General features: G+C 42.3%; 11 protein-coding genes. 6 read left to right on the top strand and 5 right to left on the bottom strand.

What is annotated here, in order from left to right; all coding sequences use genetic code 11:
• Positions 1–19: 19 nt before the first annotated feature.
• The gene (murQ, locus tag AMD01_RS16515; protein WP_053402550.1) at positions 20–934 is read right to left on the bottom strand and encodes an N-acetylmuramic acid 6-phosphate etherase; all 915 of its coding nucleotides are present in this window, start codon (positions 932–934) and stop codon (positions 20–22) included.
• Positions 935–1,074: 140 nt separating this feature from the next.
• Here murQ and AMD01_RS16510 point away from each other — a divergent pair, with 140 nt between their 5' ends.
• A complete protein-coding gene (locus tag AMD01_RS16510; protein ID WP_053402549.1) occupies positions 1,075–1,914 on the top strand; it encodes a MurR/RpiR family transcriptional regulator in 840 nt (279 codons plus the stop codon).
• Positions 1,915–2,092: 178 nt separating this feature from the next.
• Positions 2,093–16,753 (top strand): DUF7507 domain-containing protein, encoded by a 14,661-nt coding sequence (locus AMD01_RS24250; RefSeq protein WP_053402548.1) that lies wholly within the window; start codon positions 2,093–2,095, stop codon positions 16,751–16,753.
• 61 nt (positions 16,754–16,814) lie between these two features.
• Here the strand turns inward: AMD01_RS24250 and AMD01_RS16500 are convergent, their stop codons facing one another.
• On the bottom strand, positions 16,815–17,582 hold the full coding sequence (locus tag AMD01_RS16500) for a GNAT family N-acetyltransferase (protein WP_053402547.1): 768 nt from the start codon (positions 17,580–17,582) through the stop codon (positions 16,815–16,817).
• Between the two features lie 173 nt (positions 17,583–17,755).
• On the opposite strand from AMD01_RS16500, the gene AMD01_RS16495 reads away from it, so the two are divergent.
• Positions 17,756–18,253, top strand: a complete 498-nt coding sequence (locus AMD01_RS16495; RefSeq protein WP_053402546.1) for an STAS domain-containing protein — start codon at positions 17,756–17,758, stop codon at positions 18,251–18,253.
• 135 nt (positions 18,254–18,388) lie between these two features.
• On the opposite strand, the gene AMD01_RS24605 is transcribed toward AMD01_RS16495, so the two are convergent.
• The gene (locus AMD01_RS24605) at positions 18,389–18,937 is read right to left on the bottom strand and encodes a spore coat protein (RefSeq protein WP_053402545.1); all 549 of its coding nucleotides are present in this window, start codon (positions 18,935–18,937) and stop codon (positions 18,389–18,391) included.
• 17 nt (positions 18,938–18,954) lie between these two features.
• Positions 18,955–19,242, bottom strand: coding sequence for a hypothetical protein (locus tag AMD01_RS16485; RefSeq protein WP_053402544.1), 288 nt, complete (start codon positions 19,240–19,242; stop codon positions 18,955–18,957).
• Between the two features lie 224 nt (positions 19,243–19,466).
• Here AMD01_RS16485 and AMD01_RS16480 point away from each other — a divergent pair, with 224 nt between their 5' ends.
• The 3 genes from AMD01_RS16480 (at position 19,467) to AMD01_RS16470 (ending at position 24,286) form a co-directional block, all read left to right on the top strand.
• The gene (locus AMD01_RS16480) at positions 19,467–22,691 is read left to right on the top strand and encodes a DEAD/DEAH box helicase (protein ID WP_053402543.1); all 3,225 of its coding nucleotides are present in this window, start codon (positions 19,467–19,469) and stop codon (positions 22,689–22,691) included.
• An 87-nt stretch (positions 22,692–22,778) separates the two neighbouring features.
• Positions 22,779–23,624 carry a helix-turn-helix transcriptional regulator gene (locus tag AMD01_RS16475; RefSeq protein ID WP_053402542.1) on the top strand — a complete coding sequence of 282 codons (846 nt, stop codon included), beginning with the start codon at positions 22,779–22,781 and terminating at the stop codon, positions 23,622–23,624.
• A gap of 77 nt (positions 23,625–23,701) precedes the next feature.
• A complete protein-coding gene (locus AMD01_RS16470; protein ID WP_053402541.1) occupies positions 23,702–24,286 on the top strand; it encodes an NAD(P)H-dependent oxidoreductase in 585 nt (194 codons plus the stop codon).
• 69 nt (positions 24,287–24,355) lie between these two features.
• Here the strand turns inward: AMD01_RS16470 and AMD01_RS16465 are convergent, their stop codons facing one another.
• Positions 24,356–25,231, bottom strand: a complete 876-nt coding sequence (locus AMD01_RS16465; RefSeq protein ID WP_053402540.1) for a LysR family transcriptional regulator — start codon at positions 25,229–25,231, stop codon at positions 24,356–24,358.
• Positions 25,232–25,234: the final 3 nt, after the last annotated feature.

The raw sequence follows: 25,234 nt of genomic DNA, 5'->3' as shown, positions 1-25,234 counted from the left end.
CCTCTAAAAAAAGAGAAGGTCAGTTTGCTGAGTTATTTTTGTGAAAAGCATCAAGTGCTTGTCTGAGATGTCCATTATGAGCATTAAGCCAATTCACGAGATCGTCGTTCTCTAAGTTTGTACGAAGTGATAAGATGGACAGCTTCACAGATTGATACCGAGCAAGTTTTTCTTTGACGACATCTAGCGGAGCGCCTGTTAAGTCCTGTATAATATGTTGCGCACGTATTTCTAGTTTTTCATTCGACGGCTTTACATCAATCATTAAATTTTCATAGACTTTGCCCAGGCGAATCATGACGGCGGTTGATAGCATGTTTAAAATCATCTTTTGTGCTGTGCCAGCTTTCATTCGCGTTGATCCGGTTACTACTTCTGGACCAACCTCTGCTACCATCGCTTCTTCTGCGATTTCCTGCATGGGTGACTGAGGAGAGCAAGTAATGGATGCAACAAAAGCACCGCGGTGTGTAGCTTCTTTCATGGCGCCAATTGTGAATGGTGTACGGCCGCTTGCAGCAATTCCAATGACGGTATCGAGAGAGGTCACATTACGTTTTGCAATTTCATCTGCTCCTAGATCGACATTATCTTCCGCTCCTTCAACAGCATGAAGGATAGCCGTCTCACCGCCTGCAATAATCGCCTGAACAAAATCTGGTTCTGTGCTGTAAGTAGGAGGACATTCTGACGCATCAAGAATTCCTAAACGTCCGCTCGTTCCGGCGCCTATATAAAAAATACGGCCGCCTTTTTTCGCTCGATCAACAATGCGGTCAATGACGCGTGCAATAGTAGGAAGGACTTTTTGAACGGTGAGCGCGACGCTTTGATCTTCTTCATTAATCATTTTAATGATGTCAAGTGATGAAGATTGATCAATGTTCATTGTATTTGGGTTTCGTTTTTCAGTAAGAAGTGATTTGATATTCATTTCCAAGCTCCTTTGACGGAAATTCTAAAATAATATTTCATATAAAAATTATCATATTTGAATTTATATTTCATTTTGTACTATAATTATAGTAAATTGAAAGTGCATACATTGCAATCTTTTTTTAGAAAGGACCGCCCATGAGAAAAATTATTCGTAATCAATTTGACCATTACTCAGCATCGGAGCAACTCATTGCTCGTTATATTTTGGATCATCCCGATCAAGTGGTGGAAATGACGACTAAGCAACTAGCGGAGGCTAGTCAGTCAAGTGAAGCAGCGGTTATTCGCTTTTGTAAACGAACGGGGATTAATAGCTTTACCGATTTTAAAATCGAGTTAACAAAAGATTTGTCTGCAAGTCCAGTTAGTGAACAATGGGATTCACCTTTGAATCATGAAGATAATTTAGGAGATATTGTAAACAAGGTGTTTGTGAAAACGAACCAGGCACTGCAAAACACACAAAAGCTGTTATCATTAGAAGAAATTGAACGTGCTGTCTCGCTTCTTTTAAAAGCTCCCCGTATTTATATATATGGAGCAGGAGGATCGTTTATCGTAGCAAATGACTTGGCACAAAAACTACTCCGAATTAACCTGCCTGTTTTTCAAGCGGCAGATATTCATCTTCAAATGACCATGGCGGCTAACATGACGAAAGAGGATGTACTGATTGTCATTTCAACGTCTGGAAAAACAAAAGAAATATTAGATTTGCTAACCGTTGCTTCCGAAAAAGGAACGTCGTCCATCCTGCTTACACAAAATGGACGCTCACCTGCAAAAAGAATTGCAAACGTTATCTTAACCATTTCAGAAGAAGAGCACAACATCCGCATGGCAACCATGACGGCACGTATTGCGCAGCTTGCTGTGATTGATACATTATTCATCTACCTTTGCATGCAAAAAGGACCTGAAGTATACGAACGAATTATTGATACCCATCAGGTCGCACAGCGGCTGAAACTATAAAGTAATCCATACACTAGCACTTGCGAACCTTCCCGTAAGTGCTTTTTTGCTTGTTATCTAGGCGCTTTTCATACATTTTTGGGCAAACACACAAGCAGATAAATGTGAGATTAATATCCTAAGAAAGAGATATTTTCTAAAATAGCTCGGACATTATGATGAAAGGAGAGCTATTTTCTTGGCATTTATTAATCGATATTCTGCAACATTAAATGGATCGCTTACATTCACTGGAAATACCTTAGGGCTTAGTAAATTAAATAACCAAAATCAACCAGGTACAGTGCATTCTATTGGGGCTTTTACGACACTTAATACCTCTTCACAGGTCGGAACGTTTCCTGCTGGTACAACTTTGAACTGGCAACAAAATGAATCACAGGCTATTCTAAATTTACCTGCTGGTAGCACAGTAAGATACGCAGAGTTAGTGTGGGGTGGCTGTTATGTTACGTCTAACACAAACGTTACAAGTTCTATCAATAATTCCGTTACACTTGTCACACCAGTTGGAAGTGTAGCTGTCAGTCCTGATGCAGCGACTTCCAATAACCTTACACCTTTTTATGTTCGTTCTGCTAATGTAACTAGTATCATTCAAGCCGCTGGAGCAGGTACGTATAGTACGCGTGGCGTCCCGGCTACAATTGATCCACTTGAAAACACCGTTAACTCAGCAGGTTGGACACTAGCGGTTGTTTATGAAAATCCTTCACAAACGGTTCGGAATTTAAACCTATTTGTGGGAGGAAATCAAATCTCTGCAGGTGGCGCAACGTTAGATGTTAGTGTAAGTGGCTTCTTAACACCAGCTGCCGGACCTGTCGCAGGGAGAGTAGCAATTAGTGCTTTAGAAGGAGACGCAGTGATCGTAGGAGATCAGCTGTTATTTGGACCGACGGCAAACACACTAGGAAATTTATCTGGACCAAATAATCCTTTAAATAACTTTTTCTGTTCGCAAATTAACAACGATAGTGGAAATTTGGATACAACCGGAACATTCGGTACCCGAAATGCAAATGCTGTTACCGCGACGAATATCTCGGCTGGGCGACAAGGTTGGGATATTACAAATGTGGATGCATCTGCGCGCTTAGTAAATAATCAGACGTCAGCCGTAGCAAGGCTCACCACAAGTGGGGATGCATATGTTTTTCATACGCTCGGCATCCAAATTGATACGCAGTCCGCCAACATTATTTCCACTAAAACCGTTAATCGCACGAATGTAACAATTGGAGATATTTTAACCTATAACATCACCCTAACGAATAACGGCCAAAATAACGCAACAAATGTTGTATTTAGCGATCAAATTCCTTCTGGAACTACCTTTATTCCGGGTTCTCTTCTTGTAGATGGTGTGCCAAACGCTGGGAATGTAACGAACGGTATTTCATTAGGAACCGTTCCTTTTTGCCCAACTACCGGATGTACTCGAATCATTCAGTTTCAAGCTCGAGTCACAGGACAACCAGGAACCAATCCTATTCCCAATGCGTCTAGCACAACTTATCAATACGAACCAGTTCCAGGAACAATCGTTAACCGAACTTCTACAAGCAATACCGTTATAACTCAATTTGAAGTACCTCGTTTAAATGCAACGAAAACTGTAAATCAGGCATATGCAGAAGTAGGGGGTCAGTTAACATATACGGTCGTGTTAGCGAATACCGGTACACTTCCACTTACAAATGTAGTTTTTACCGATCTAGATCCTGCAGGTACAACGTTTGTTCCTGGAAGCGTTACTGTTAATGGAGCACCGAGTACTGGAAACCCCAATAACGGTATTCCGCTTTCGACTATTAATACGGGTGGTACGACAACGGTTGTATATCGTGTCGCGGTAACATCAGTTCCAGTTGTTAACCCAACGGTCAATACTGCCACGATTACGTATCAATATACAGTTCCAGGTAGTTCAACCGCCTCCGGATCTATTACGACAAATGGCGCTCAAACAACAATTCAACAAGTCAACGTAAGTGCTATAAAATCCACTAATCAAAGCGTAATCGCTCTAGACAACGCTATCACATACACCGTTCAAGTTAGAAATACCGGTACAGTTCCGTTAACAAATGTCATTTTAACAGACGCGTTGGAAGGTGGAACAGGTGTATTTGTTCCAAACAGTCTCGTTGTAAACGGTGTGCCTACTGGTGGAAACCCAACTACTGGAGTAAATATTGGCACGATTGCCCCGGGAGCTTCGACTACGTTATCGTTTTCTGTCTCATTTAGCAGTCTGCCTACGCCAAATCCTGTTCCAAACAGTGCAACGATTCAATACCAAGTCACGGTAAACCCAAATCAGCCACCAGATAACCGGTCAATTACAACTAATCAAACACTAGTGAGAGTAGAAAATCCAAGTCTAGCAAGTACTAAAAATGTGGATAAAGCGTATGCCGAAGTAGGTGATACGTTAACTTATACCATTAATAGTACAAATAATGGAAGCATCCCGCTATCAAATGTTTCATTTATCGATGCTAGCCCTACTGGAACATCATTCATTCCAGGAACATTGCTAATTAATGGGGTACCAAGCACACTTAATCCCAATACAGCAATATCCTTACCAAATTTAAATGTAGGTGGAAGTTTTACTATTCAGTACCAAGCGCGCGTCAATACAAGACCAACATCCGGTCAAATTTCAAATACTGCTCTTACTAATTATACGTATCAACTCCAGGCAGGCGGACCTGTCATTCAAGATTCTGAGACAACAAACGTCATTACAACGACGATAGAAGTAGTATCATTATCTTTCATTAAATCTGCAAGCGCTGATACAGAATTCGTAGGGGATGCCATCACTTATACCTTCCAGTTAATTAATAACGGGACAGTGGCTGCGACAAATGTATTATTTAGCGATGCAATTCAAGCAGGGACTACGTTCATACCTAATAGCGTCACCATTAACGGAACACCACAGCCTGGGATTAATCCAACTGTTGGCTTTTCATTAGGAACAATTGCCGTAGGTGCTACTACAACACTATCATTTGACGTTGTAGCAAACGAAGTGCCAGCCATCAATCCCGTATCAAACCGAGGATCTATTGATTATAATGTTGTCATTGACCCAACACAGCCGCCATTAAGTCGAAACCAATTAAGTAATATAACACTTGTAACAGTTGAGAGTGCCGTATTGGATAGCGAAAAATCCGTCAGCAGTGCTTATGCCTTGTTAGGTGACATTTTAACTTATACAATCGTACTCCAAAACACAGGAACGTTGGATTTGACGAGCGTATTATTCACAGATTCCGATCCTCCAAATACTCAATTTATTTCTGGATCTGTAACAGTGGACGGTGTTCCAAACCCAGGGAATCCAAATTTGGGGATCCCAATTGGGACATTACGTGAAGGTCTTAGTACAACAGTTCAATACCAAGTACGGGTTGTTACAACCCCAAGATTAGACGTGCCAGCACGCACAGAAGTGATTGTCAATTCATCTTTTACAACATTCCAATACATCCCCAATCCTGGTAATCCAGAAGTTGAAGGATCATCAACTTCTAACCCAGTCAGTACGTTAGTTGAGCGACTTAATACGTCTCTTACAAAAACAACGAGTAATACAGTAACAGAAGTGGGTGATATCATTACCTACACCCTACTCGTCAGCAATCAAAGCGCACTCCCATTAAACAACTTTATTCTTCAAGATACGCTTGCACAAGGAACATCGTTTGTGCCAAATAGTCTGGTCGTAAGCGGAACATCGATTGCTGGTGACCCAACGGTAGGGGTGAACATCGGAACCATCCCTGTTGATGGAACAAGAACGGTAAGATTTGCTGTATTAATTGATTCACTTCCAACTACCAACCCGATCGCAAATCAGGCTACTGCATCGTATGAGGTGACCGTAGATCCAAATCAACCGCCCCGTCCACAAAGCTTGACGAGTAATCAAATTTTAGTTACAATCGCAAATCCTTTACTTGCCATGAACAAAACGGTTGATCTAGCATTTGCAGAAGTAGGAGGTACACTCACCTATACTATTACCTTGACAAACACGGGAAATGTAGCATTAACGGATATCATCTTCGCAGATCTAGACCCTTCTGGTACTACTTTTGTACCAGGTTCAGTCTCCATTAATGGAACGTCAAGTGCAGAGAATCCAAATACAGGATTTCCACTTGCTAGTTTAAGTCCTGGTGCAACCACTACGATTCAATATCAAGTGTCGGTCACATCAGCACCGGTTAGTAATCCAACGCTCAACGTTGCAAATGCATCATTTGAATACCTATTAAACCCTAATGATCCACCACTTCAAGGTAACGCAGTGTCAAATCCAGCAGCAACAACAGTCAGGTATGTAAATCCATCTATCATCAAGTCAATCGATAAAACTATTGCAACAGTTGGAAGTATCATCACCTATACTATTCCAATCGTGAACAATGGAAATACCACTCTCACAAATCTAACCTTTATTGATCAGATTCGCCCAGGTACTACGTATATTCCAGGATCGCTCACATTAAATGGCGGAACAATAGCAGGAGATCCAAGTACAGGAATTAGGCTTAGTGACTTACTTCCTGGAGAGCAAATTAACATTGCGTTTAAAGTTTCCGTTGATAATGTGCCTACCATTAACCCTGTTCCAAACGAAGCTACCATTAACTATGACGTGACGATTAACCCAAGCCAACCCCAACAAGCAAGAAGCACGACAAGCAATGCGACGCTTGTCACTATTGAACAAATTCAAGTCACAAGCATAAAAGAGGTCGACGTTTCTGCTGCTGAAATCGGGGATACGCTCACTTATACAGTCCTACTGACTAATAGTAGTACACTGCCAATTGCAAACGTAACAACGATTGATATAGATCCGTCTGGAACGACGTTTGTTCCAGGTTCTGTAACAATAAATGGAACATCAACACCTGATAACCCGAATACAGGTGTTAATGTGGGAGCACTTGCAGCAGGATCTAGCGCTACTATTCAATATCAAGTGACCCTTACCTCGGAACCAATAGGAAATGTTATTACAAATACAGCATTCACCAATTACCAATACACATTAGAAGCAGGAAATCCATCAATTAGTGGTAGCATTTCCTCGAATACTGTTTTTACAACGTTAGAAGAAGTAGATACGATCGTTATCAAAACAGCCAATAGACAAACGGCACTAATTGGAGAGAAGATTACCTATACTGTGCAAATTCAAAATATAGGAACAGTAGACGATGAAAACATTTTGTTAACAGACATTATTCAAAACGGTACAACGTTTATCACAGGTAGCGTGACGGTTAACGGTGTTTCAACAACAGAAAATCCAAACACAGGTATTTTAGTAGGTACTGTTGGTCAAGGAACCACTGCTGTGGTCACATATCAAGTGACGGCTAATTTTGTTCCAGCAATTAACCCTGTCACAAATCAAGCCACAATTAACTACGAGGTTACCATCGATCCACAGCAACCACCTGTACAAGAAACAGCTGTTAGTAATATTACAAACGTCACCATTCAGCAAGCGGCATTGACAAGTGTAAAGACCGTAACACCAACCGTTGCTGAAATAGGCGATACGTTGACATATACGGTCACTCTTCAAAATACAGGAAATATTCTATTAAGTAACCTTATATTTAATGACCCTGATCCCAATGGCACAGCGTTTATTCCTGGCAGTGTCACGGTTAACGGAGTTGCGTCTAGTGGAAATCCAGACATAGGCATCCCTCTTCAGCAATTAAACCCCGGGGGCACCATTGTGGTTCAGTATCAAGCAACCGTTATAAGCATTCCTGTTCAGAACCCAGTTACAAACATCGCTGTCACAAACTACGAATATATTCCTAGCATAGGCCAACCAGCAGTGAGAGGAACATCCATTTCAAACGGGGCACAGACAACTATTCAACAAATTGATGCAACACTTACGAAATCAGTGAACGTCACATTTGCCACGATAGGTGACAGCATCACGTACACCATTCAATTAACAAATAATAGCACCGTTCCATTGCTAAATGCCGTTTTAACAGACACTATTCAATCACAAACAACTTACATTCCTGGATCTCTTACTGTAAACGGTGTACCAAATTCCAATAATCCAAATACCGGTATTGTACTTGGAACAATTGAAGTTGGTGGAACAAGAATCATTGTATTTAATGTCAATGTAAATGCCATTCCGACTAGTAACCAAATTACCAATCAAAGTAGCTTAAACTATGACATTGTACTAGATCCTGCACAGCCACCAATTTCAAAACAAGTAACTAGTAATCTTACGAATATTTTAGCCGGAACCACAAATCTTCTTAGCACCAAGACCGTCAACAGCACATTTTCTGAAATTGGTAATACGCTCGTTTACACCATTGCGTTACTAAATACGGGCACACTTCCGTTAAGCAACATCGTGTTTACAGATACCGATCCTGCAGGTACTACATTCATTCCAGGAAGTGCCACAATTAATGGAGCTCCAGTAGGCGCTGACCCAAATGCAGGGATTAACTTAGCTGATCTCGCGCCTAGTGCGACAACTACCGTTCAGTATAGTGTCAAGGTCACATCTGTTCCAAATTCAAATCCGACAACCAACACTTCTGTTACAACATTTGAATACGTACCAGGTCCGGGACAGCCACCAATTATAGGGTCATCTACATCTAATCCTGTACAAACAACCATTCAACAAGTTGCTTTAACAGTCACAAAAGCTTCAAGTGTATCAAATGCACTGATCGGCGATACGATTACGTATACCATTCAAGTTGTGAATAATGGTACAGTAGATGCATTAAATGCTATCTTAACGGACCTTATTCAATCAGGCACAGCATTTGTGCCAGGAAGTGTGACCATTAACGCTTCTCCATCAGCAGCTGATCCGAATACTGGAATTCCCCTTAACATCATTGCAGCAGGGGAAGCTGTTGTGGTTACTTTTGAGGCAACGGTTAACTTTGTGCCTGCAACAAATAACGTACGAAATCAAGGGATTTTAGCTTACAACGTCATTATTGATCCAGCACAGCTACCACAGCCGAGATCACAAGCCACGAATGTAACGGTGGTTGCACTTGCATCTGTTACTCTCACAAGCACAAAAACTGTGAGTGAATCATATGCATTAGTTGGTGATACATTAACTTACACGGTTGTTTTAGCGAACAACGGAACGATTACTTTAACAAATCTCTTATTTACAGATCCAGATCCAGCAGGAACAACGTTTGTGCCAGGAAGCGTCACGATTAACGGAATTTCTGATGTAGGAAATCCAAATAGCGGTTTAGCTTTACCATTTCTTGCACCGGGGGGAACGGTAACGGTTGCTTACCAAGTGAGCACAACAGATGTTCCGACTGTCAATCCGACGACTAATATTGCCACGACTACTTTTGAATATGTATTAGCGCAAGGACAGACTCCAGTCCAAGGAACCGTTACCTCTAATCCTGTCACGACAACCATCGAACGTGAAGCATCAACATTTACAAAAGAGGCCGATCTAGCTGTTATTGAAGTAGGTGGCACAATTACCTATACACTTCAAATTGCCAATACTGGAACAGTAGGGTTTTTGAATAGTATCTTAACTGACCTCATTGCAGCAGGAACGACCTTTATCCAAGGAAGTGTGACGATTAACGGAGCGCCATCATTAGCTGATCCTAATGCTGGAATTGCGCTCGGAACCATTGCGGGAGGAAGTACGACGACCGTGACATTCCAAGTATCGGCGGATTCTGTTCCACCAGGGGGAATCGTACAAAATCAAGGTACTCTAAACTATAATGTCATCATTGACCCAACACAGCCACCTCAAACGAGAAGTCAAACCACGAATGTAACGACCGTAACAATTGAGAACGTCAATCTTTCCAGTGTAAAAACGGTGAGCGCCGCCTTTGCAGAAGTAGGCGACACGCTTACGTATACCGTTGTTCTAACCAATACAAGCAACGTGGCGTTATCAAATGTAATCTTCACAGATCCAGACCCAGCCGGAACGACGTTTGTGCCGGGAAGTGTGACCATTAATGGAGCACCAAATGCAGGAAATCCAAATACGGGAATTTCGTTATCTACACTCGCACCAGATGGAACAGTGACAGTTTCCTATGAAGTAAACGTCACCTCTGTTCCAGCTATTAATCCAACAACAAATGTAGCAACAACAACGTTCCAATACGTCCCAGGTCCAGGGCAACCACCGATTACTGAAACATCTTCGTCCAATCCTGTTATTACGACGATTTTAGAAGAGCGAATCGCATTTACAAAAGTGGCAGATGTAGCAACGATCGAGGTAGGGGGCGTAATCACCTATACGATCCAAATTATAAACGGTGGAACGACTTCATTTTTAAATTCTGTCTTCACCGATCTTGTGCAAGCGGGAACGACGTTTGTTCCGGGAAGCGTCACGATCAACGGAGCGCCTTCTGCTGACAACCCGACAGGCATTACGCTCGGAACGTTGGCACCAGGCAGCACAACGACGATTACCTTCCAGGTAACGGCTGATTCCGCACCACAGGGTGGTATTGTCCAAAACCAAGGTGTTTTAAATTACGATGTCGTGATTGATCCAGCCCAGCCACCGCAGCCAAGACAGCAAGCAACAAATATTACAAACGTTACGATTGAAAACGTCAATCTTTCCAGTGTCAAAACGGTGAGTGCGGCGTTTGCAGAAGTAGGCGACACGATTACGTATACCGTTGTTTTAACCAATACAAGCAACGTTACATTATCAAATGTAGTCTTTGGTGATCCAGATCCAGCAGGAACAGCGTTTGTGCCAGGAAGCGTCACGATCAATGGTACACCGTCAGCCGGGAATCCAAATACAGGTGTGTCTCTGCCACCACTTGCACCAGGTGGGGTGGTAACCGTTGCTTATCAGGTTACAGTTACGTCTGTTCCAGTCGTTAATCCAACAACGAATATTGCTACAACGACGTTTGAATATATTCCAGCACCTGGTCAACCGCCAGTTATAGGGACTTCTTCGTCAAATCCTGTTACAACGACGATTAATGACGAACGTATTACGTTTACGAAATCGGCAGACGTGACGACGATTGGAGAAGGCGGGGTCATCACGTATACGCTTCAAGTTGTAAATAGCGGAACGGTAGCGATCTTAAATACGGTGCTTACCGATCTTGTGCAAGCGGGAACTACGTTTATACCAGGTAGCGTGACGGTAAACGGCGCACCAAATGCAGGGAATCCAAACACAGGCATTGCGCTCGGAACGCTTGCAGCAGGTAGCACGACAACCGTTACGTTCCAAGTAATGGCCGATACGGTTCCACCTGGTGGCGTCATTCAAAATCAAGGCGTCCTGAATTACGACGTCATTATTGATCCAACACAGCCGCCACAGCCAAGACAACAAGAAAGTAATCGAACCGATGTAACCGTCGAAAACATTAATTTATCAATCGTAAAAACGGTAAATACAGCATTTGCGGAAATAGGAGACACGTTAACGTATACCGTTACGTTAACGAATACAAGTACCTTTAACTTGACGAATATTATTTTTACCGACTTAGATCCAATAGGTACCACGTTCGTGCCAGGTAGCGTCACGATTAATGGTGCACCATCAGTAGGGAATCCAAACACAGGTATTGCGCTATCACCTCTTGCACCAGGAGGGATCGTGACCGTTTCGTACCAAGTAAACGTGACATCTGTCCCTGCAAGTAATCCGACCATTAATATTGCTTCTACTTCCTTTGAATATGTACCAGGGCCAGGGCAACCACCGGTTCAGGAAATCTCCTCTTCTAATCCTGTTACAACTACGATTGTTCAAGAGCGCATCACCTTTACGAAAACAGCGAACACCGCAACAATCGGAGTAGGCGGCGTCATTACGTATAGCGTCCAGGTCGTAAATGAAGGAACCGTTCCATTTTTAAATGCGGTTTTAACGGATATTATTGAAGCGGGAACAACATTTATTCCAAATAGCGTCACGATTAACGGAGCACCGTCAACAGATAACCCGAATACAGGCATTACCTTGGGCACATTAGCGCCTGGTAGTACAACAACCGTCATTTTCCAAGTAACAGCAGATTCTGTTCCACAAGGCGGCGTCATTCAAAATCAGGGCACGCTGAATTATAACGTGGTTATCGATCCGACACAGCCACCTCAGCCAAGAAGTAGCGTGACGAATGTAACCAATGTAACAGTTGAGAACGTCACTCTTTCTAGCGTCAAATCCGTAAGTACGGCTTTTGCAGAGGTAGGCAATACGCTCACATATACCGTTGTGTTAACCAACACAAGTAACGTGGTCGTCTCAAACGCTATTTTTACTGACCCAGATCCAGCGGGGACGACGTTTGTACCAGGTAGCGTCACGATTAACGGGACGTCATCATCAGGAAATCCGAACAACGGTATTAATTTAGCACCTGTTTTACCAGACGGTGTCGTGACTATTCGCTATCAAGTCAACGTATCTTCCGTTCCAGCAATCAATCCTACTACGAATATTTCGATTACAACATTTCAATATATCCCGGGACCAGGGCAGCCACCTATTCAAGGCACCTCTTCGTCCAATCCAGTTACGACGACGATCGTCCAAGATCAAGTGACGTTTACCAAAGCAGCAAACGCGACAACAATTGGTGAAGGCGGAACGATCACGTATACGCTACAGGTTATAAATAGCGGAACGGGATCACTATTGAATACCGTGTTAACGGATCTAATTCAACCAGGAACAACGTTTGTTCCTGGTAGCGTGACGATTAATGGCACACCAAACGGCAGTAATCCAAACAGTGGCATTCCACTCGGAGCGCTTGCGCCAGGTAGCACAATAACGGTTACCTTCCAAGTAACGGCTGATTTTGTCACATCAGGAAGCGTCATTCAGAATCAAGGAACGCTAAATTATAATTTCATTGTTGATCCAACGCAGCCGCCACAGCCGAGGGAACAATCGAGTAACACAACGAGTGTGACGGTTGAAAATGTGAATCTTTCAAGCGTTAAAACAGTTGATCAGGCGTTTGCAGAAGTAGGGGATACGCTCACGTATACCATTGTTCTGACGAATACGAGTACCTTTACTTTAACCAATGTCATTTTCACGGATACCGATCCAGCAGGCACAACGTTTGTACCGGGAAGTGTGACGATTAATGGAACACCAAATGCAGGTAATCCGAACAACGGAATTCCACTAGCACCATTAGTATCTGGTGGGATCGTAACGGTTTCCTATCAAGTCAACGTCACCTCCATTCCAGCCGTTAATCCGACAACAAACGTTTCAACTACAACATTCCAGTACGTGCCAGGACCAGGGCAACAACCAATTCAGGAAACGTCCGCTTCCAATCCGGTTACAACGACAATTTTGCAAGAACAGTTTACGTTTACAAAAGTAGCGAACCCAACCACAATTGAAGTAGGCGGCGTCATTACGTACACGCTACAAGTGGTTAACAGCGGAACGGTCGCCTTTTTAAATGCCGTCTTAACGGATCTCGTTCAAGCAGGAACCACATTTATTCCGGGCAGCGTGACGATTAACGGAAATCCAGAAGAAAACAATCCGAATACAGGAATTCCGCTCGGAACGCTAGCGCCAGGCAGTACAACAACGGTCACCTTCCAAGTAACAGCGAATTCTATACCTTTTGGAGGAGTCGTGCAAAATCAGGGCACGCTGAATTATAACGTGATCATAGATCCGACACAGCCACCGCAACCAAGAGAACGGGAATCCAACGTGACGAGTGTGACCATTGAAGCAGCTATTCTTTTAAGTGAAAAAACAGTGAATACCGCTTTTGCTGAAATAGGAGATACACTCACCTATACAATTGTCTTAACGAATACAGCTTCTGTAACATTGTCAAACGTTGTGTTTACTGATCCAGATCCAGCAGGAACGACATTTATTCCTGGAAGCGTATTGATCAATGGAGCACCAAATGCAGGTAATCCAAATACAGGGATTCCATTATCACCAATCTCACCAGACGGAACGACAACCATCAGTTACCAAGTGAGCGTCACATCGGTTCCAGCGGTTAATCCAACAACAAATATCGCCATCACAACATTCCAGTATGTGCCTGGTCCAGGTCAGCCACCTGTTCAAGGTACGTCCACTTCTAATCCAGCTACAACAACAATTGAACGAGAACAAATTACCTTTACGAAATCATCTAATTTCACAACTATTGGTGAGGGCGGAGTCATTACCTATACACTACAAGTCGTAAATAGCGGGACTGTGGCATCGTTGAACACAGTTCTAACGGATCTCGTGCAAGCAGGAACGGCCTTTGTGCCCGGAAGCGTGACGATTAACGGAACACCGTCAGCTGGGAATCCAAATACGGGCATTTCACTCGGAACGATTGCACCAGGAAACACCACAACGGTCACGTTCCAAGTCACGGCAAATTCTGTACCACCTGGTGGCGTCATTCAAAATCAGGGGACGTTAAATTATGATGTTGTGATCGATCCAACGCAGCCACCTCAGCCGAGAAGCGCACAATCAACGATCACAAATGTTACCGTCGAAAATGTGAATCTTTCGAGCGTGAAGACGGTGAGTGCAACGAATGCTGAAGTAGGGGATACGCTCACCTATACGGTGGTCTTAACGAATACGAGCACCTTCACATTAAACAACGTTAGTTTTAACGATCCAGATCCAGCGGGAACCACGTTTGTTCCGGGAAGTGTCACGATTAATGGTGCTCCGTCAGCAGGTAATCCAAATAGCGGCATTGCGCTATCGCCACTTGCACCAGGGGGATCAGTGACCATCACGTATCGTGTTAATGTCACATCCGTTCCAGCAGCGAACCCAACAACGAACATTGCAACCATAACGTTTCAATATGTGCCGGGACCAGGCCAGCCACCTGTTCAAGAGACGTCGTCTTCAAATCCAGTCACAACAACGATTCTGAACGAACAGCTAACTTTTACAAAATCAGTAAATGCTTCAACAGTAGAAGTAGGGGGAACGATCAACTACACACTTCAAGTGGTGAACAGTGGAACGGTAGCGCTCTTAAACACCGTACTAACTGATAATATTCAAACAGGCACCACGTTTGTACCAGGAAGTGTGACCATTAATGGAGCGCCATCTGCATCTAATCCAAACAGTGGCATTTCACTTGCAACAGTTGCTCCAAATAGCATGACGACTGTCACATTCCAAGCAATAGCTAACGCCGTTCCACTAGGAGGAGTTGTGCAAAATAAAGGTACGCTAAATTACAATGTCATTATCGATCCAGCACAGCCACCTCAACCAAGAAGCCGAGAAACAAATGTAACCAATGTGACCATTAAAGAGGTAATTCTAGTAAGTAATAAGACGGTCAATACTGCTTCCGCAGAGGTCGGTGATACGTTGAGATACACCATTGTGTTAACGAACACGAGTGGAGTCACATTAAATAATGTTACTTTCAACGACCCAGATCCAGAAGGAACCACATTCGTTCCAGGAAGCGTCAGAATTAACGGATTGTCATCAGTGGGAAATCCAAATAACGGCATTTCTTTATTGCCTATTTTACCAGGAGGAACCGTAACAATCGTTTACGAGGTGACGGTCACATCTGTTCCAGAGGCAGATCCAATCACGAACATTTCCAACACAACGTTCCAATACACAGCGAGTCCGGGTCAGCCGCCTTTACAAGGAACATCAACTTCAAATCCAGCTACAACAGCTGTTGAGCAAGAGAACGTAGCATTTACTAAAACGACAGATGTTCCAGCTGTTGCTATTGACGGAGTGATTACGTATACGCTTCAGATTGTTAATAGTGGAACAGTGAATTTACTAACGGCTGTTTTAACAGATGTCGTTCAAGCTGGTACCACGTTTGTGCCAGGTAGCGTCACAATCAACGGTGCACCATCGTCGGTTAATCCGAATACGGGTATTACGCTAGGAACGCTAGCACAAGGAAGTACGACTACTGTCACGTTCCAAGCTACTGCGGAGTCGGTACCAGCAGGAGGCGTTGTAAACAATCAAGGTCGTTTAAATTACAGCGTTGTGATTAATCCTACTCAACCGCCGCAGCCAAGGGAAACAATTAGTAATCAAACGAGCGTAACCATTCAGCAAGGTATTTTAACAGCCTCTAAAACTGTGAGTAGTGGAGTAGCGACAATCGGAGAAAACCTCACCTACACGGTGACACTTACGAATACAGGAAGTGCACCTGTTAATAGTATTGTCTTAACCGACGTTGCTCCGAGTGGTACGATATTTGTGCCAGGTAGCGTGGTTGTAAATGGTACACCAAACACAGGTAACCCTGCATTAGGTCTTTCTGTACCGTCTATTAATCCCGGGCAAACAGCAACCGTTTCGTTCCAAGTAAATGTAGCTTCAGTTCCAACAACAAATCCAACAGAGAATGTAGCAACCGTTCGCTATCTATTTTCACCAAATCCACAGGATCCGCCAATTGAAGTAACAACGCCAACAAACGTAGCAATCACTCTCATTCAGCCATATACAAGAGAGCAGGTTATTAATCTACTTCTAGCTTCAATTGGAACAGAAGAATTATCCCTTGCGCACATTTTGAATGCTGAGGGAGAAAAGATTCAGGCAGCCGTCGCCGCATATAACAATGGGCAAATTAGAATTGCTGAGCTGCTTACAACCAACAATAGCGTAAACAGCATGTTAACAGATGTAGCGAACATGGAGATGGTTCTTCAGAATAAGCTTGAGGATATCATTGAGTTAATTGAACGATCTAGATAAGGTTCAAGAAAAAGCGCCCTTCGGTTTTAGACCGAGGGCGCTTTTTACATAAAATTTGCTATCACATAGCACGAGGAGGAGAATCACAAGGATATGAATAAGCCAAACAGTGAAACCCATTTCTTTCTAAAATCGGTCGACTCATAGGACTTGCATCAACCATGAGATAGGAGCGACCACACTCACGCGCTTTTTGAACGCGCGTAGCTAATAGCGCACTATAGTGACCTTGCTTTCGGTATTCTTGTAATGTCGATCCGCCCCAGAGACTCGCAAAAGAGGTATTGATCTCGATGTACATCCAAGCGGCGCTAACAAGCTTGTCTTCATCATAGATCCCGTACAAGAAAAGGGATTCTGGATGCTCCTGTTTATCACGCCATAACCGTTCACCAAGTTCCTGGTGAGGTTCATTCCAGACGGTATTTTCTAATTTAATAATGTCATCGATTCCTTTTTTATCGGTGATTTCTTGTACGGTGATAGAGGTGTCCGGGATAGTGTATTCCTTTATGTCCATTACCATTAAGGCTTCTGGATCACCGATGGTAAAGCCATGGTCCTTTAACGTGTCTGTAAGGTTATGTGGCTGATCATAACTATATACTTTCCACTCAAACGATTGGTTAAGGCCGCGAAAGTATTTTAATTCCGCTTCAATAACGGTATCGACGTTCTCCTCAGTCAAAGATGAGGCAATAATAAAGCTATTATCCGTAGTGAGAGAAACGTGTCGGACAACGTGGTCACTCTCTTCTCTTCTAAAGCCGGGTGCTTGCGCATTCACGCGCATTTCTTGATGGAAAATAGTTTGTAAATCGTTAAGCATCTAAATAATCTCCTTTTGTATGTATAAAAAATAGGTCTCTTCAACTATTCTCCTTTAACCCGGCTAATTCCTTTCGTGATGCGTAGACATTTAACGCTTGACGAAGGAAAGGTTTTTACGTATAACGAAAAAGGGAATAACAAGGATCAAACAATTAAATGAGGAGCAACGACATGAAAAATATTGATCAAGCAGACTATGAAGCGTTGCAAGAAGAAAACCGACAGCTTCAAAAGGAAAATGAGCACCTTCATAAAATGGTACGGGAGCTTTCAACACCGATTATTCCGTCCATTATTCCAGAAACGATTTTAGTTCCTCTAGTGGGGGCATTGTCACGTCAGCGTATCGTGACGCTTCGTGAAAAAATCCTTTTTGCCATCCATGACCAGCAGGCAGAAAATGTCATTATTGATTTTACAGGAATTACACGACTCGATATTAGTGAAATTGGTTACGGGGAAATTGGGACATTAATCGAAGATCTTACGTCCGCTCTGAAATTAGTGGGGGCTGAGACACTATACGTTGGGTTTTCAACGGAGCTAGCGAAAGAATTAATACAATCAAACGTCAATTTTTCGAGCTTTAAAACATTTGCCAGTTTTCGAATGGGACTGCAACACTTGATGGATCAAAAGGGATTAACATTCACAAAGAAAGTTTTATAAAATCTAGTACAGATGTATCACTCTGAGCACAAGGCTCATATACTACATTAACCTAACCACTTCTTTCAACGAAAAAAGAACGGAATAGCTTATGCGCATAAACTATCCCGCTCTGTTAATTTTATAAGGGTGAAATTATAGAATACCTAATTGCACGACTAATGCAAGTAGGATTTGAAGAAGAAGCTGTAAGGAAATTGCAACATCCGTATCGTTCGTTGTAACAGAGATATTTTTGGAGTTTTTAATGATAAGCTGTTGACGATTTGCTTGTAGAATTCTAGATTTCTCTAAAAGTTCTTGCGTCACTCTTTCTGCACGAGCAGCATCAGCAATTGTAATATTAATTACGATTGCAATTGCTACTTGAATTGCTGCTTGAAGAGAAGCAGCAATTTGTGTTTCATTAGTCGTTACGGAAATGTCACAAGAATCCTTGATCACGATTAACTCTTGTGATAACTGCTCGATATCAGAAGATAGCGCTGCATTTTGGCCTACCGCTGCACCAAAAGAACCTGATCCACAAGAATATCCGTGGCAATAATGTTTCTTTTTATGACATTCTTTTTCTTTTTTCTTTTTACAGCTTTCTTTCTCTTTTTGCTTACATTTTTCTTTCTTTTTCCATTTTTTGTACTCTTCATATTCTTTCCATTTTTTAATCTGCTCTTTTTTTGACATCTCCTCAGTTCCTCCTCTTAGGAATTATTCTCTCTTTTTTTTCTCATGAGCGCTCTCAATGGAGCTTCTTGACTCACTTTCTGGCTAGACATAGCGTCTTTACTAGCCGCAGCTCTTTCCATCATTTCGTCTACTTTCGCTTGTAGATCTAAGATGGTTTGTTTTAACTGCTCGCGCTGTTCAGGGGATACTGTATTCTCTGGGGCCGCGCCAACATTGTTACGCGTTAAAATATCCCCCACGAATAACTGTACAAAATCCGCCGAAAGACCTGTGAGTTCCTTTTTCAGGTTTTTATCACTCATATATTTCACCCCCATAGAAATAAGATATTCATTTCTAGTAATCTAGCAACAGCCATTCACCTATTTTGCAGGGTCTATTTTTTTGATTTTTCTTTGAAGAGAGCGTATAACAGAGAAGGGAAAAGTTTGAAAAAAAGACGATAAGATTTCGCATTTTCATGCTTAGTGCGTTATGATGGAAAAGACGCACAAAAACGATATTAAACAAAGAAAGATGAGAATGAATGCCGAATATGCTATTTACGAGAGAGCAAATTAAAGATTTATTTTTAACCACTACCTATAATCGTGGATACGCTTATTACCGGGAAGGGCGTGTTCGTGACTTAAAATTCTCACCGGAACAAGAGGCTTGGTTTGCAAAAGTGATAGGTGATGACTCTTACTATGTCACCGTTGAAAAGCGCCATCAATCATTTAGTTCTTCTTGTGACTGCCCTGCCTATGATCGCTACTTAGAGTGTAAACATGAAGTAGCTGTATTATTAGAGCTTTGTGATCAAGAAACAAACGAAATAGGACAAAGGGGTCCAAGAGCGGGAGATTACGAAGCGGTTGATCAGTTCATCCAACTGTTTAGTGGCTATCAGCAAGCCGTGTTAGATGCCCACAATGATGAAGTAAAACAGCTGCTCGAAGTGGAGTTTGTTTGCAAATCCGCTACGCCAACTTTTTTACATCCACAAGGCATGTATTTAACTCTAGAACTTAAAATAGGTCCTGATCGTACATACGTAGTCAAGAACATCAAAGAGTTTTTGACGAAAGTACAAAATCAGGAAACACATGAATTCACGAAAAAGTTTACATACGATCCTAGTGATTATGCATTTAAAAAAGAAGACAACACCGTCATTCAAATGCTACTCGAATTAGTCAATACGGAACACTTCTACCGACCACCTAACCCTTATCAGCGACAGAGTTCGTCTTCGTTAACAACCGACCGAGAGTTATTAATCCCTACAATGGGAGCAAGGAAGCTTCTGTTAGCCTTAATGGAGCGGAACTTTACGTTTGTTCATGAAGAAGTTATCTACCCGCATGTGGAGCTAATTGAAAAAACCTTGCCATTATCATTTCAGCTTCATAAGCTAGGTGATCAGGCATTTGAGTTAGATCTGTTTCAACTCCACCGGGCATCCTTTTTCGATCGCTACGATTTGGTCTTTTTAGAAGGAACCTTTTACACGCTGTCACCTGATCAGCGTATGCTTGTCGAAGGACTTCGTCAAAGTGCCGTGTTAGGAGAAACGATTCCGATTGCTTCTGAGCAAATGGAGGACTTTCTTTCACAAGTACTACCTGGTCTTAAAAAGGTAGGAAACGTTTCTATTGATGAAGAAGTGTCGACTAAAATCAGCGAGCCGATTCTTCAGTCAAAGGTATTTGTGGACGAAGAAAATGGACGCCTTGTGGTAAAACTCGAGTATCATTACGATGATATCATCATTAACCCATTTTCATTCAGTCAAGAAAGCCGGGGCGAAAAGGGTGCTTTTTTAATTCGAGATACGGAAAAAGAACGAGAAATTATGGCGATCATTGAACGAGCGCCGGTAAAAATTCACAAGCAACAGCTTTATTTGGATGAAAATGAAGATGATCTGTATACGTTCTTGTTTCACGTACTGCCTCGTCTAGGGCGATTAGCAGACGTGTATATGTCAGATCGTGCACAGGCATACTCACCCCCAGAGGGTGCGGTTCCTTCTACAAGTATTGATGTCGGAGAGAACCGAGGATTATTAGAAATTAACTTTGATTTAAACGGCATCGATCATAATACGATTCAAAGCGTTCTAAAATCGGTGATTGAGAAAAAATCGTACCATCGTCTGCCCGACGGTCGGTTTATTTCTCTTGAACAAGAAGATTTTCAAACGCTCTATCAGCTCTTCGATGAACTGAACGTGACGGAGGACGATTTAACCGACAATCGATTGCAGGTTCCCGTGTACCGAGGTATGCAGGTAGAAGAAATTATGAACGGAAAGAACAAATATGCAACGAAATCAAGTAAAGCTTTCCGTCGCCTTATTCAGCATCTCAAGAACCCTGAAGACCTTGATTTTGAAGAACCAACCAATCTACAAGCGGAGCTTCGTGATTATCAGCACAATGGTTTTCAATGGTTTAAGGCGTTGTCTCACTATGCATTAGGCGGTGTGTTAGCGGATGATATGGGACTAGGAAAAACCCTACAAAGCATTTCTTACATTGTCTCAGAAAAGAACGAACAGTCCGAAAAACAGTCCTTTTTAGTCGTTGCACCGGCTTCGCTTATTTACAATTGGAAAAATGAATTTGAGAAGTTTGCGCCTCATTTAAACGTTGAGGTGATTACGGGGACACCGATTGAGAGAGAAGCGCTTTTAACAGGGGAAAACGAGCATGACGTATGGATTACCTCTTATCCAACGCTTCGCCAGGATCTAGCTTTTTATCAACAGCATACGTTTAATACGGTCATTCTCGACGAAGCACAAGCGGTTAAAAATTACACGACTAAAACGGCGGCTGCGGTTCGCTCGCTCCGTGCACAGCGTAAATACGCACTGAGTGGAACACCAATTGAGAATTCGCTTGATGAGCTGTGGTCACTGTTTCAAACGGTTTTACCAGGTCTTTTCCCTGGGTATAAAGCGTTTAAAAATCTATCGAACGACCAAATAGCACGTATGGTACGCCCGTTTATTCTTCGCCGTGTGAAAAAAGATGTACTAAAAGAGCTTCCGGATAAAATTGAAAGCAATCACGTCTCAGAGCTGACGAAAGAACAAAAAGAACTATATGTTGGTTATTTAGAAGAAGTGAAGCGATCCATTCAAACGGAGGATTTCAATAAAAACCGCATCAAGATTTTAGCGGGCTTAACAAGACTTCGTCAGATTTGCTGTCACCCATCGTTGTTTATTGAAAACTATGAAGGGCAATCAAGCAAGCTAGATCAGCTCTTAGAACTGACGCAAAATGCGATTGAAAATGGAAAACGTTTGTTGATCTTTTCGCAGTTCACAAGCATGCTCCACATTATTCAAGAGCGTCTTGAAGGAATGGGCATCTCCTTTTTCTACCTAGATGGCCAAACGCCGTCGAAAGAGCGTGTGGAGATGTCTGAGCGCTTTAATCAAGGAGAAAACGACGTGTTCCTCATCTCCTTAAAAGCAGGAGGAACTGGATTAAATTTAACCGGTGCCGATACCGTTGTTTTATATGATCTGTGGTGGAATCCAGCTATCGAAGAACAAGCGGCTGGACGCGCGCATCGCATCGGTCAAAAAAATGTGGTGCAGGTGATCCGCCTAATTTCCAAAGGAACGATTGAAGAAAAAATTTATCAGCTTCAGCAAAAGAAACGTGAGCTCATTGAGCAAGTTATCCAACCAGGTGAAACGATGCTCTCAAGCCTCACAGAAGATGAAATTCGCGAATTGCTGAGCATGTAATAAAAATCCCCCGAGTAAAAATCCTCTACTCGGGGGATTTTTTGTAGTAGTATACGTATATCAATCTGAAGGAGAGGAGATGTCGGCATGTCGTTAAATGAAACCTTGCAAAAACATTATTCAACATATACAAGCGAACACTTTCATTTACTCGCTGCTTCGGACGTTCGGCCTCAGCTTGCAGAAGAAGAAGTGGACCGACACGTGCTTGTGCTGCATCGTTCAACCACACCGGTGAACATTCAAGAGAACGTCGCTGGTCAGATCTACCGAGGACAGGCGTTTCAAGGCGATCTTAATTTTATCCCAAGTCATGTGGATAATAGCTGCGAATGGGGAGTTGATTTGTCCTTTTTACGACTGGAGATTTCAGCTGATAAAGTAAATCAAATTGCTGAACAGGAAAATCGTTCATCCAATTTGTCTTATAAAATTCGCACAAAGGACGAGAAGCTTGTGCAGCTAATGACGTGGCTTGAAGTGGAGGGGAAAAACGGATTTTCGCAGGGGCAACTGTACACCGATTCAATGATGAACTTAATCACGTTACACTTGTTGAATGAATATGGAAGTAGCAGAGGAAATGATCTGGAGTGGAAAACGCCTTCCTCAACGGTTTTTTCGACTGCTATTGAATATATGCATGCTCATTACGATCAAGATATATCATTAGAAAAACTCCATCAGTTATCACATCTCAGCTCATCACACTTCATTACAAGCTTTAAAAAGGAAATGGGGATTACGCCACATCAATATTTGCTTAAAATTCGAATTGATCGAGCGAAAGAGCTGTTGATCGATCCCGTACTCACGATTGGTAACATTTCGTTACGCCTTGGGTTTTCAGATCAAAGTCATTTTCATCGCCATTTTAAAAAATGGACAGGGGTCACGCCACTTCAGTGGAAAAAGAATTTTGTACAAAAATAACGAAATAACGTACAAGAAGGAAAGGCGTCACTTCTCCTATAATGAAGACATCTTAAACATATAGGAGGGTTTTCAACATGAAAACATTAATAAACGTCTTTCATCCAAATTTATCAGATTCAAACGTCAACAAGGAGTGGGTAGCACGCCTTGAACAAGAGGATGTAACCATCAACCGCATTTACGAAAAATACCCTGACTGGCAAATTGATGTGGAAAGAGAACAAGCTCTTCTTTTAGCGCATGATCGCATCGTGTTTCAGTTTCCGTTTTATTGGTACAGCACACCTCCTTTAATGAAGAAATGGCTAGATGATGTATTAACATTCGGCTGGGCATACGGAACGGGAGGAACAAAGCTAAAAGGAAAAGAAATGGTGCTCGCTATTTCGGTGGGTGGACCACAAAAGTCTTATCGTGCAGGTGGATATAATACGTATACCATCAGTGAGCTAACGCGCCCAATGCAACAAACCGCTAACTTAACAGGGATGGCCTTTTTAACACATTACGTCCAATATGGTTCAGTTGTCGTTGGAAAGGATGAAATAGCAGCAAGCGCTGAACGTTACGTAAAGCACATTCTAAATCCTGAGCTGAACCCTGAAGTGGAGCTAAAGCGTATTTTATCTGAAATGGCAGAGCAAGACGTGTCACTGTAAATATAGGTGGTTAACAAAAACCCAGCAGGGCCCAGTATAATACCTGGAACCTGCTGGGTTTTTAATGGTTTATTTGCTTGTGTTTGATTTAAAGAACTCTAAAAAATGTCTAGCTGTTGTAGAAAGATAATGATTTTTCCTCCAAATTACGGTGATCTTCGTTGCGAGCGTTTTTTCTTTAATTTCAATAAAGTGGAGACGATCTTCTGATACCAATCCCATCATATCTCGAGGAATTAAAGCAACGCCCATTCCATCACTAGCCCAATTAAGCATTGTTCTTGTATCATCTATTCGACATTTCACTTTCGGTTCAAATCCCGCTTTGTTACATGCCTCTTCTATATTGTTTGCATACCGATTATGGAAAAGTAACGGTTTTTCTTTCAAATCTGCTAAATGTATGTATGCTTTGTTTGCTTTTGATAACGAATCCGCTGATCCAGCCATCATCGGTTCCTCCCGAAGACTAATATAATCAAACGCCTCCAAATTAAACGGGGTTCTAATAATGCCGATTTCCACGACTCCTCTTTTCACTAACTCTAGAATCTCAAAAGTACTGCTTTCTTTAATGCGAAAATCAACGCCGGGATAAATGGTATGAAACTCTTGTACGATCGTAGGTACGAGGGTTTCGCCCGCAGAAGAAATGGTTCCGATGGAAAGAACTCCCTGTGATCCTTCTTTTAGATCCCGTAATTCCTTCGACGTTTTTTCTAGCAGGTCCACAATTTGTTGAGCTCTATTCTGTAGGAGCTGTCCTGCATCTGTGATTCTCATTTTACGCGTATTTCTTTCAAATAATCTTAGCCCAATTTCGTCCTCTAATAGCTTTAACTGCTGGCTAAGAGGAGGCTGAGCCATATGAAGCCTGTTTGCTGCTTTACTAATATTACCTTCTTCAGCGATCGCCAAAAAATAAGTTAACTGCTTTATGTCCATTCA

Source organism: Priestia koreensis (assembly GCF_001274935.1).
Lineage (GTDB): Bacteria > Bacillota > Bacilli > Bacillales > Bacillaceae_H > Bacillus_AG > Bacillus_AG koreensis.
Note: the sequence above shows the minus strand (reverse complement) of the source record. Positions and strands in the feature narration are given on the sequence as shown.